Source organism: Rhizobium sp. 01T417 (assembly GCF_056398905.1).
Map to the genome: position 1 here is coordinate 20,615 of NZ_JBFTQH010000051.1, position 11,090 is coordinate 31,704.

Sequence of the window (11,090 nt, forward strand, 5' to 3'; positions counted from 1 at the left end):
GGCGGGAGACGACCTATTGCACCGTCCATTGCGTGATGTCCTCACGTTCGCCAATCAACGCCAAGCCGTGGGCGATGGAAAGCAGTTCGCCGCCGGTCTCGATGCGGTCCTTATCGAAGCGCTCGGTGAAGATGCGGCGCACAGCCGGGACAAACGACGTGCCTCCGGTGAGGAACACCTTGTCGATCATGCCGGATGTCGTGTTCGTCCTTTCCAGCACGTCATCGAGTGCGCCTTCGATCCGTACGAGATCATCTGCAATCCAGCTTTCGAAATCGGCCCGGCGAATCGTCAGGTGGCCTCCGCGGCCGAGGGGCGCGAAGTCGAATGCTGCTTCGTCCGAAGCGGAGAGCGCCATCTTCGTCGCGGATACAGCCTGATAGAGCGGGTAACCTTCATCGTGGTCGACGAGATCGATGAAGGTCTCGAGCTTCTCGGGCTCGAGCGCCGTGCGCACAAGCTTCTTGAGATCCTCGAATTCGCGCGACGTCTTGAAGATGGAGAGCTGGTTCCAGCGACCGAAGCTCGAGTAGTAGTTCGTAGGGACTTCAAGGATTTTGTCGAAACTCTTGAAATGACTCCCCTTGCCGATCTGAGGGGCGACGATGTTGTCGATCATGCGATAGTCAAAGTGATCGCCGGCGATCCCGACACCCGAATGACCGATCGGGGTCGCCGTCAGTTTGCCGGCCACCGTTTCAAACCGGATAAGCGAATAGTCGGTCGTACCGCCGCCGAAGTCGGCGACGAGAACCGTCGCATCGGATTTCAGGTTCTGCGCGAAGTAGAACGCGGCGGCCACCGGTTCGTAGACGTAGTGAACCTCCGGAAAGCCGAAGCGGGACAGCGCCTCGTTATAGCGCTGGGTCGCCAGCGCAGGGTCAGGGTTCGCGCCGGCAAAATGCACGGGGCGGCCGGTGACGATACGCTTGACGTCGGACGGCCAGTTGTCGCCGGCATAGTTCCGGAGGCGCCTGATAAAGACCTCCATCAGGTCCTCGAAACTGTGGCGCTTCGCGTAGACGAGGGTGCCCTGAAAGAGCGCGCTTGCCGCAAAGGTCTTGATCGACTGCAGGAAACGGCAGTCCCCGGGGTTATCGATGAATTGCCGGATTGCCGCGTGGCCGGCCTCGACCTTCAGGGCGGACGTGCCGAGTTGCGGATCCTTCATGAAGGAAAGGGCAGTACGCATGCTGTCGGCAGTTCCGGCCGCACTCGTAAAGGCCATTGAATGCGTTGTCGGCCCGTTAGCCGTGGCCAAGACCGTGTTCGTCGTGCCGAAGTCGAATCCCAGCGCCTGAGCCATGCCCGCACCTCATCAAGTCGATTGTTTTTTGGGAACGGAGGCCAAGCTCCGCTAAGGCGCGAAACAACGCGCCCAAGGAGGGCGCGTGATGCCACAGAGGCCGCCGTTGTTCAAGGCTTGAAGTGAAAAATGCGGCGGGCGCCAATGGCGCCCGCTTGTTCCCTACTCGGCGGCCAATGCCTGAGGTATCTCCTCATCGTGCTCGGTCTTCTTCTTCCGTCCAAAGCTGAGGAGCCAATCGCTAAGCCTGCCCATTTCGACGAAGATCACCGGGGTGATGAAAAGCGTCAATGCTTGCGACACGACGAGACCGCCAACGACGGCAATGCCGAGCGGCTGGCGCAGTTCCGAGCTTGCACCGGTCCCGAGAGCGATGGGAAGCGCGCCGAGGAGGGCGCAGAAGGTCGTCATCATGATCGGGCGGAAGCGTCGAACGCAGGCTTCATGAATCGCCTCCGACGGCGACATGCCGTTGCCGGAGCGCAGGTTCTCCAGCGCCACGTCGATCATCATGATCGCATTCTTCTTGACGATACCGATCAGCATCAGCAGGCCGATGAGCGCGATGATCGAAAGATCGAAGCCCATCACTTTCAACGCCAGCAGGGCACCGAGTGCCGCGGCCGGCAAGCCGGAAAGGATCGTCAGCGGATGAATGAAGCTTTCGTAGAGGACACCCAGCACGACGTAGATCGTCAGCACTGCCGCCAGGATCAACAGCGGCGTGTTGCCCTGGGACTGCTCAAATATCTGCGCCGTGCCACCGTAGGACGTGAAAACGTCCGCTGGCATGTTGATGTCTTTCTTGATCTGGTCGATCGCCGCCGTGGCATCGCCAAGCGCTTCGCCGGCCGGCAGGTTGAAGGAGACTGTCGTCGAGACAAGCTGACCGGTCTGGTTGATCGTCACCGGCCCCGTCGTGCGTTCTACCCTTGCGAAGTTGGACAAGGGAACGAGGGCGCCGTTGCTTGAAGCGACGCGGATTTCCTGAAGCTTCTGGTCGTCCCAGGGCTTGCTCGTATCGTACTCGACGATCACGTCATAGCTGTCGCCGGTCGACTGGATCTGGGCGGCGGTGTATCCGCCAAACGCTTCCTGCAGGGTCGTCCGCAGCTGTCCGTCGGTAATCCCGAAGGCTGCCGCCTTCTCCGTGTCGACGACGATATTGGCCTGCAGGGCATTGTTCTGCGCATCTGAGGCGACGTCGGTGAAACGCGGATCGGAACGCATGGCCTGCTGAATCTTGTCTGCCCAGACGTTTGTCTGATCGGCGCTCAGCGCCTGAACGACGAGCTGGTATTGGCTCGCCGTCTGACGGCCGCCGAAGCGGAGGCTCTGTTGCGGCGTGATGTAGGCCTGCAGCCCAGGAATCTTGCCGATGCTCGCCCGCAATTCCCGTAACGTCTGCTCAAGCGGTGGACGCTGATCCTTGTCCTTGAGTTCGACAAACATCGTGCCGTTGTTCAACGGACTGCGTGCGTTGCCGCCGACAATCGACATCACGTGATTGACGGCGGGATTCTGCTTCACGAGTTCCGCTGCCTGGTTCTGCAACGCTTGCATCGCCGGATAGGAGATGTCCTGGCGTGCGCGCGTCGAGATGTTGAGGCGTCCAATATCTTCGGTGGGGAAGAAGCTGGATGGCAGCGTCATGAAGAGATAGACAGTCAGGCCAACCGACGCCACGAACAGGGCGAGGACGGCTGGACGATGCTTCAGGCACCAGCCGACCGATTTTTCGTATCCTCTGAGTGTCCGCTCGAAACCGGCATCGAACCAACGGATGAAGAAGGGCGGGCGGTCGTGGCCACTGCCGAGCCTTGATGCCAGCATCGGCGTCACTGTGAGCGAGACAATCGCGGAGGCGACGATCGCGATCGCAACGACCATGCCGAACTCGTTGAAGATGCGGCCGACGACGCCGCCCATCAACAGGATCGGAATGAAGACGGCAATCAGCGACACGGACATGGAAATGATGGTGTAGCTGACTTCGCCGGCGCCTTTGATCGCCGCATCGAGAACCGGCATCCCTTCCTCGACATGCCGGAGAATGTTTTCCAGCATGACGATCGCGTCATCGACGACAAGGCCGACTGCGAGCGTCAGTCCGAGCAGCGAGATGTTGTCGATGCTGTATCCGAGCACGTACATCATGCCGAAGGTGGTAATCAGCGACAGCGGCACGGCAAGGCCCGGAATGATCGTCGCCGTCAGGTGACCGGTAAAGAGGTAGATGACCAGGACGACGAGGCCGATCGTCAGGAGCAGCGTAAACTTCACGTCCGTGATCGCGTCCTTGATCGGCTGCGCAGAGTCGTTCATGACCTTTGTCGAAACAGAGGCGGGGATTTCGGCGTGCAGACCCGGCAGCTTCGCCCTGATTGCGTCGACGACCTCGACGGTATTGGCATCGGGCTGGCGTTGAATGGCAAGAATGATGCTGCGGTTGCCGTCGTACCAGCTGCCGGTATTCTGGTTCTGAACGCTGTCCTGCACGTCGGCGACGTCGCCGAGGTGGATCGGTGCGCCGTTGGGATTGGCAATGACAAGCGTACGGAACTCGTCGGCATTGGTCCGCTGAGTGTCCGCATTGATTGTCATGCTTTGCGAGTCGTTCTGCAGGGAGCCGACGGGAACCTGGCTGTTGGCAGCGACCAGCGCCTGGTTGACGGTATCGATACCGATGCCGCGGTTGAGAAGCTTGTTGGGATCGACCTCGACCCGGACCGCGTAGGTCTGCGCACCGAATACCGAAACCTCAGCCACGCCGGGAAGTGTTGAAAGGGACGGCGAGATGATGTCCTCGGCGATCTCGTCGAGCTTGCTGCGGGGCATGGTGTCGCTTTGCACGGCAAGCAGCATGACCGGCGCATCGGCGGGGTTCGTCTTGCGATAGCTTGGCGGCGTCGTCATGTTGTCGGGCAATTGCCGCGTGGCATGCGAGATCGCTGCCTGAACATCGGCTGCTGCCGCATCGATGTTGCGATTGAGATCGAACTGCAGAACGATGCTGGTGTTGCCGAGCGAGTTCGTGGCGCTGATTTCGCTGATGCCGGGAATGGTCTGGAACTGCTTGATCAGCGGCGTGGAGACCGAAGTCGCCATCGTCTGCGGTGAGGCGCCGGTCAGCGCGGCCGAGACGTTGATCGTCGGGAAGTCGACCTGCGGCAGGGCTGCCACCGGCACGAGTTGGTAGCCGGCAAGGCCGGCAAGCACGACGCCGATGGCAAGCAGCGTCGTTGCAACAGGACGTCGGATACAGAAATTCGGTATCATTCTTCCGTGCCCGCTGTGATGATTTCGGTTTTGCCTGCGGTTTGGTCAACCGAGGCGACATTCAATGCCTTGTCGTCGAACTGTTCCTTGACCGGCTGCTGGTCGACCAGCTGCGCCTGTCCCTCGATGATGACGTGATCGCCCTCGGACAGGCCTTGCGAGACGGCGGTGAAACCACCGTTCGCGCGCGCCACGGTGACGGGTGTCACATGAGCCTTGCCGTCGCGCGCGACAATGGCGAAGAAGCCGTCGGCGCCGGGACTGACAGCAACGGTCGGGACCACGACCTGCTGTTCATTGTTGTTGAAGTGGACAACGATGTTGACCGATTGCCCGGGCCATAAAGCGCCGGACGCGTTCTCAAACTTCGCCTTCGCGAGAATTGTGCCGGACGCAGGATCGACGGTGTTGTCGTAAAAGCTGATATGGCCCTGACGTGGCTTGGCCTTGTCGGATTGAGGAACGGTGCTGACGTCCACCGGGCCTGCGGCAAGTGCAAGCTTCAACTGCCGGAGGTCGCGTTCCTGCAGGTGGAATTTCACGTAGATCGGATCGTACTTTGCGATCGTCACGATCGCGGAGCCGGCGTTCACAAAGGCGCCTGGGCTCACGGCGATATCGCCAAGGCGTCCGTCGAAGGGCGCGCGAATATCGGTATGCTCAAGCAGGACCTGATCGGCGGCAAGCGCGGCCTTATCGGCCTCCACGGTCGCGGCTGCCGTATCGCGGGCCGCCTTTGCCTGATCGTAGCTTTGCTGTGTGCCGGCCTTTGAGCTCAAAAGGTCATTGGCGCGTGCCAGCGCCGTTTCGGACTCCGCCAGGGTTGCCTGGTCGCGGACGACCATGGCGCTGTCCTTGTCGACCGTTGCCTGTGCGGTGCGGGCATCGAGTTTGGCGATCAGATCTCCCTGTTTGACGGTGGCGCCGTCCGAGGCGAGGATCTGCGTAACGATCCCCTGTTCCTGGGCCGCGATCGTGGTGTTGTCGTCCGCATCTGCCCAGCCCGAAGCTGTGACGTCCCGGGGCAAAACAGTCTTCACTGCTGCGACAGTCTTGACCAGCGTTGGTCCGCCGTTGCGGTTGCGACCCTTGCTGCCGCCCTTCTGATCACCGGATTTCTGCGATGCATCGCCCGCCGTTTGGTGGCCGCCGTCGGCGGCATCGGCCTGCGGCTGAGCGTGGGGCAAAAATTGCGAAAGATACGGGATTCGTTCCCTGTATTGCCAAGCGCCAACGCTGGCAGCAGCTATAATGCAGGCCGTGATCAAAAGTTTCTTCATATGCGAGACCGGTTTGGGCGAGTTGCGCGAAAGTCAAGGCTCTATTGAACCACGTCTATTACGGCGCAAAAAAGACACAATTGCCGAACCGACCATCACTAAGTGGTTATAATGGCTTAAATTTTTGTAATGAAAGAATGAGCTGAAATACCATTTGTTGGGCATCGTCGATCCGCCGTAGCCGACACTTTCCCAATTTCCCCTTTTCAATCAGACGGATCGCGCCGCTCCGCCGTCGCAGCGTACAAGACTGCCCGTGATGTAGCTCGCGGGCTGGCTGCAAAGAAAGGCGGCGGTTGCAGCGAACTCTTCGACCGTCCCATAGCGACCGACGGGGATTGCGGCCTCCTTGGCAGAGCGGATTTCATCGAGGCTCTTGCCGGTGCGCTTGGCGGCCGCCCCATCTACCTCGTCGGTGCGGCCGGTCAGAATGCTCCCGGGAAGCAGAAGGTTTGACGTGACCCCAAAGCGTCCGATCTCCGTTGCCAGCGTCTTGCTCCAACCGGCGAGGGCGGGGCGCAGCGTGTTCGAAAGAGCGAGGTTGGTGATCGGTTCGATGACGCCCGACGACGCGACAGTGAGAATGCGCCCCCAGCCTTGTTCCTTCATGGATGGCAACAATGCGTTGGTGAGCGCGATCACCCGCAGCACCATGGAGAAGAAATAGGTCTCCAGTTTCTCGGGCGTCATGTCCTGCGTCGTTCCTGGCGTGGGGCCACCGGTATTGTTGACCAGGATATCGATGCCACCAAGCTTTTCATGCACGGCGGCGGTCACGGTCTCGACGAAATTCTCGTCCGAGAGATCGGCCCAGATCCAATCCGCCTTGCCACTTCCTTCGGCGTTGATGGCGCGGCAGTTTGCCTCCAGCGTCTCGCCGCTGCGGCCGCAGAGAAGAACGTTCGCGCCCTCACGTGCCAAAGCCACGGCGATGCCATGCCCCAATCCGCGCGACGATGCCAGAACGAGTGCGCGCTTGCCCTTGATGCCCAGATCCATGTCAATTTCTCCATTTGTCCGTCTTTCTATACGGCGCGCCGACGGGAGACGAAAGCGGCGTCTGGCATTGTTTGTAATTTGACGTTTACGTAAGCTGCATATATTTATCTGGCGCTAGAAATGCTGTTGCGCGAATTGGGGGATTCGCTGTCGTTTCCCGGCTCGACAATAGAGCTCTGTTTTGCCAAGAGATAACCCCATCACGGGGAATGTGGCCGCGATGTCGGCCGAGCGGAGATGATGCATGACCGATACGACTGAACTGCCCGAGCGCGAAAGCATGGAATTCGACGTTGTGATCGTCGGTGGCGGCCCTGCGGGATTGTCGGCTGCGATCCGCCTGAAACAGGTCAATCCGGCACTGTCGGTCGTCGTGCTCGAGAAGGGGGCTGAGGTCGGCGCGCACATCCTGTCAGGTGCCGTCGTCGATCCCATCGGCATCGACCGTCTGCTGCCTGGCTGGCGCCAAGAGGCTGATCATCCGTTCAAGACCGAAGTGACCGACGACCACTTCCTGGTGCTCGGCCCGGCGGGCTCGGTGCGCCTGCCGAATTTCATGATGCCGCCGCTGATGAGCAACCACGGCAACTACATCGTTTCGCTTGGCAACGTCTGTCGCTGGCTCGCCACAAAGGCGGAAGAACTCGGCGTCGAGATCTATCCGGGTTTTGCCGCGACCGAGGTGCTCTACAACGACGAGGGGGCCGTCATTGGCGTGGCCACCGGCGACATGGGCATCGAGAAGAACGGCGAGCCCGGCCCGAACTACACCCGCGGCATGGCGCTAACAGGCAAGTATGTGCTGATCGGCGAGGGGGTCCGCGGTTCGCTTGCCAAGCAGTTGATCGCCAAGTTCGATCTGTCGAGGGATCGCCAGCCGCAAAAGTTCGGTATCGGCATCAAGGAACTCTGGCAGGTGAAGCCCGAGCACCACAGCCGAGGTCTCGTGCAGCACTCGTTCGGCTGGCCGCTCGGCATGAAGACCGGCGGCGGCTCCTTCCTTTACCACCTCGAAGACAATCTCGTTGCCGTCGGCTTCGTCGTCCACCTGAACTACAAGAACCCTTACCTGTATCCCTTCGAGGAGTTCCAGCGCTTCAAGACGCATCCGGCGATCCGCACGACCTTCGAGGGCGGCAAACGGCTGTCCTATGGTGCGCGTGCGATCACCGAGGGCGGCTATCAGTCTGTACCGAAGTTATCCTTCCCCGGCGGCGCCCTGATTGGCTGTTCGGCGGGCTTCGTCAACGTGCCGCGCATCAAGGGCAGCCACAACGCGGTGCTGTCGGGCATGATGGCAGCGGACCGGATTGCCGCGGCGATTGCAGCCGGTCGCGCCAATGACGAGGTGGTCGAGATCGAGAACGACTGGCGCTCAAGCGACATCGGTAAGGACCTGAAGAGGGTGCGAAACGTCAAGCCGCTGTGGTCGAAGTTCGGCACGGCAATCGGCGTGGCGCTCGGCGGTTTCGACATGTGGACGAACCAGCTCTTCGGCCTTTCGATCTTCGGTACGCTCAGGCACGGCAAGACCGATGCGGCTTCGCTGGAGCCGGCCGCCAAGCACAAGCCGATCGCCTACCCGAAGCCCGACGGCGTTCTCACCTTCGACCGTCTGTCCTCGGTGTTCCTGTCGAACACCAACCACGAGGAAGACCAGCCGGTGCATCTGCAGGTGAAGGACATGGCGCTCCAGAAGTCGTCCGAGCACGACATCTATGCCGGTCCTTCGACGCGCTACTGTCCGGCCGGCGTTTACGAATGGGTGGAGAAGGATGGGCAAGAGACCTTTGTCATCAACGCCCAGAACTGCGTCCACTGCAAGACCTGCGACATCAAGGACCCCAACCAGAACATCAACTGGGTGCCGCCGCAGGGCGGCGAGGGACCGGTCTATCCGAATATGTAAGAAGCAGTCATGAGCAACGCCTGCGCCATACGGCAGGCGCGTCTCGATGAGCTGCCGCGCCTGACTGAGATCGAGCTCGATGCCTTCGCGACGCTGGCGGAGGCGCTCGGCGTTATCAGGGAAGCGCACGCGCTGCCACACGATTTGTTGCGGGGGTCGCTCGATGCGGGCCTGCTGCTCGTTGCCGCCGATGACGGCGACTGTCCGGTCGGCTTTCTCGCGGTCGAGGAAATCGAAGGCACGCTCTATGTGATCGAACTGGATGTTTGCCCGGATTGGCAGCGCAGGGGTGTCGGGCGGCGTCTGATGTCGGCTGCAATCGAGATGGCGCAGCAGCGTCGGCTATCGGCACTGACGCTGACAACGGATCGCTACGTTCCGTTCAACGCGCCCTTCTACGCCTCCCTCGGCTTTGTGCTGCCGAGTGTCGAAGCCGTTCCGCATTTCCTGAAGAAAAAGCTGGATCACGAAATCGCGGTTGGGATGGATCCGGAACGACGGGTTGCGATGGTTCTTACGCTGAAGCGATAGCGGCATGGAACAATAGAGTGAGCCGGCGGATTGGCCGCCGGCCCGAACTGCGGAGTTGCTATCGGCGTGAGGCGATGCCGGTCGAGAGTGCTACGCCGAGCCCGGTGATAACAGCGGCGGCGATCTCGGCGATGCCGATTTCCTCCCCAAGCAATAGGCCGCCGCCGATCGTTGCCAGCACCGGCGTGATTGCCGTGAAGGCAGCTGCCTGGGTGCCGCCCAGCGCATGAACCGCAAGGCCGTAGGCGACCGTGGCAGCAAGGCCGGACAGCACGCCTTGGCTCAGTACCTGCAAGCCGACCTCACCAAGTGGTGCGCTGGCAATCGACGTACCGAAGGCGACGGCCAGACCGATGTGGATGAGAAATGACCAGATGGCGATGAGCGCGCTGGCCTGCAGAGCCGTCAGGCCGGAGCGGCGAAAGGCATGCGTGTAGCTTGCCCATAGGATCGCTCCCATCGGTAGCAGAACAAAGCTGGTCCAGGGTAGTGCCGCACCGGCGAGACTGCGGACCAGTAGGATGGCAACGCCGCCGACGATCGCGGCAAGACCGAGCACGCGCATGAAGTCCGGTCGTTCCCGGAAGACGATGACGCCGATCAGCGCAGTGGCAAGCGGCATGGACCCCCCGAGCAGAATACCGGCGGCGGATGCCGGGGTCGAGTGAATGGCCGACGTGGTCAGCTGGAAGAAAACGGCGCCAGCGCCCGCGACCATCGTGGCAAGCAGGCGGAGCGGCACGCCTTTCGGCAGCAATCCAGTCTTCAGCCAGACGGGCGCCAGAACAAGCATCGGAATACCGTAGCGGATCAGGCCGATATCGATCGTGCCAAGCTGCGTCGCCGCGCTGTGACGCGTCGCCAGGATCCACGCTGCCCAAATGAGGACGGTGACGACGGCGCCGGCATATCCGACAGATGTCGACGTGGACTTTTCATTGTTCGTGAAGGTAACGGCGCTCATCGATCTCTCCTCTCGTGATCGTCCGGATTGCTGTCCGGTTGAGAGAAGAATAAGCGGAAACGGCGAGGCATGTCCTTGCTATCTATGCCGCCAAAATACTGGTATGAGCAATTATCTGCCAATCACGCCAAAGGATTTTTTCGAACATGCCAAATCTTGATAAATTCGATCTGGCGATATTGGAATGCCTCCAGGAGGATGCCCGGGCGACCAACGTGGAGATTGCCGAAAAGGTCAATTTGTCGCCGTCCCCCTGTCTGCGGCGTATCCGCAATCTGGAAAAGACCGGCGTAATCCGCGGCTACCGCGCCGATATCGACCGCAAGGAAGTCGGTCTCGGCCTGACGGTTTTCGTCGAGCTCAAGGTCGCCCATCACAGCCGCGAGAACGCGCAGGCGCAGGAGGCGGCATTGCTCGCCATTCCCGAGGTGGTGTCGTGTTTTCTAATATCGGGAACGGCCGACTTTCTTGCGGAGGTGGTGGTCGAGGATCTCGCAGCCTATGAGCGGCTGCTGACGGACACGCTGCTGACCCTGCCGAATGTCAGCGATATCCGCTCGAACTTTGCCATTCGCAGCATGAAAACCCACGGAGCGCTGAAGCTGCCGGAACTGAAATAGAAACGGGGCCAATCGGCCCCGTCAGACCGCTGACAAACTCCTGGCTTGGTCCAGGGGTTTGTGATTCATTGGGACATGTTGAAGAAACCTGCCCCCACCCAGACGGCTCTTGAGATGGTGACGCTCGACAGTCTGGTGCCGAAGGATCACCTGCTGCGCAAGATCGACGCGGTGATCGACTTTTCCTTCATCCATGATCGTG

Annotated in this window: 8 protein-coding genes; 3 read left to right on the top strand and 5 right to left on the bottom strand. The window is 60.7% G+C overall.

All coding sequences use genetic code 11. The features are described 5' to 3' along the window. Positions 1-13 precede the first annotated feature (13 nt). The 4 genes from AC1DPR_RS28600 to AC1DPR_RS28615 all read right to left on the bottom strand — a co-directional run bounded on the left by AC1DPR_RS28600 (position 14) and on the right by AC1DPR_RS28615 (position 6,864). The gene (locus AC1DPR_RS28600) at positions 14-1,306 is read right to left on the bottom strand and encodes an Hsp70 family protein (RefSeq protein WP_113471590.1); all 1,293 of its coding nucleotides are present in this window, start codon (positions 1,304-1,306) and stop codon (positions 14-16) included. A gap of 162 nt (positions 1,307-1,468) precedes the next feature. After that, positions 1,469-4,585, bottom strand: a complete 3,117-nt coding sequence (locus AC1DPR_RS28605) for an efflux RND transporter permease subunit (protein ID WP_018857473.1) — start codon at positions 4,583-4,585, stop codon at positions 1,469-1,471. Then, positions 4,582-5,865, bottom strand: a complete 1,284-nt coding sequence (locus tag AC1DPR_RS28610) for an efflux RND transporter periplasmic adaptor subunit (protein ID WP_113471589.1) — start codon at positions 5,863-5,865, stop codon at positions 4,582-4,584. The genes AC1DPR_RS28605 and AC1DPR_RS28610 overlap by 4 nt, the downstream gene beginning before the upstream one ends. Before the next feature lie 210 nt (positions 5,866-6,075). Then, positions 6,076-6,864 carry an SDR family oxidoreductase gene (locus AC1DPR_RS28615; protein WP_113471588.1) on the bottom strand — a complete coding sequence of 263 codons (789 nt, stop codon included), beginning with the start codon at positions 6,862-6,864 and terminating at the stop codon, positions 6,076-6,078. Positions 6,865-7,108: 244 nt separating this feature from the next. Between AC1DPR_RS28615 and AC1DPR_RS28620 the strand changes: the two genes are divergently transcribed. Together AC1DPR_RS28620 and AC1DPR_RS28625 are read left to right on the top strand one after the other, a co-directional pair. Then, on the top strand, positions 7,109-8,773 hold the full coding sequence (locus AC1DPR_RS28620) for an electron transfer flavoprotein-ubiquinone oxidoreductase (RefSeq protein ID WP_113471587.1): 1,665 nt from the start codon (positions 7,109-7,111) through the stop codon (positions 8,771-8,773). A gap of 9 nt (positions 8,774-8,782) precedes the next feature. Continuing rightward, on the top strand, positions 8,783-9,304 hold the full coding sequence (locus AC1DPR_RS28625; protein WP_113471586.1) for a GNAT family N-acetyltransferase: 522 nt from the start codon (positions 8,783-8,785) through the stop codon (positions 9,302-9,304). A 58-nt stretch (positions 9,305-9,362) separates the two neighbouring features. Here the strand turns inward: AC1DPR_RS28625 and AC1DPR_RS28630 are convergent, their stop codons facing one another. Further along, positions 9,363-10,268, bottom strand: a complete 906-nt coding sequence (locus AC1DPR_RS28630; RefSeq protein ID WP_113471585.1) for a DMT family transporter — start codon at positions 10,266-10,268, stop codon at positions 9,363-9,365. Between the two features lie 146 nt (positions 10,269-10,414). On the opposite strand from AC1DPR_RS28630, the gene AC1DPR_RS28635 reads away from it, so the two are divergent. Next, the gene (locus tag AC1DPR_RS28635; protein WP_018857467.1) at positions 10,415-10,888 is read left to right on the top strand and encodes an Lrp/AsnC family transcriptional regulator; all 474 of its coding nucleotides are present in this window, start codon (positions 10,415-10,417) and stop codon (positions 10,886-10,888) included. Positions 10,889-11,090 lie beyond the last annotated feature (202 nt).

Coding starts and splice junctions, on each gene's coding strand:
- AC1DPR_RS28600 (WP_113471590.1), bottom strand. CDS start 1,306: ATGGCTCAGGCGCTGGGATTCGACTTCGGCACGACGAACACGGTCTTG.
- AC1DPR_RS28605 (WP_018857473.1), bottom strand. CDS start 4,585: ATGATACCGAATTTCTGTATCCGACGTCCTGTTGCAACGACGCTGCTT.
- AC1DPR_RS28610 (WP_113471589.1), bottom strand. CDS start 5,865: ATGAAGAAACTTTTGATCACGGCCTGCATTATAGCTGCTGCCAGCGTT.
- AC1DPR_RS28615 (WP_113471588.1), bottom strand. CDS start 6,864: ATGGATCTGGGCATCAAGGGCAAGCGCGCACTCGTTCTGGCATCGTCG.
- AC1DPR_RS28620 (WP_113471587.1), top strand. CDS start 7,109: ATGACCGATACGACTGAACTGCCCGAGCGCGAAAGCATGGAATTCGAC.
- AC1DPR_RS28625 (WP_113471586.1), top strand. CDS start 8,783: ATGAGCAACGCCTGCGCCATACGGCAGGCGCGTCTCGATGAGCTGCCG.
- AC1DPR_RS28630 (WP_113471585.1), bottom strand. CDS start 10,268: ATGAGCGCCGTTACCTTCACGAACAATGAAAAGTCCACGTCGACATCT.
- AC1DPR_RS28635 (WP_018857467.1), top strand. CDS start 10,415: ATGCCAAATCTTGATAAATTCGATCTGGCGATATTGGAATGCCTCCAG.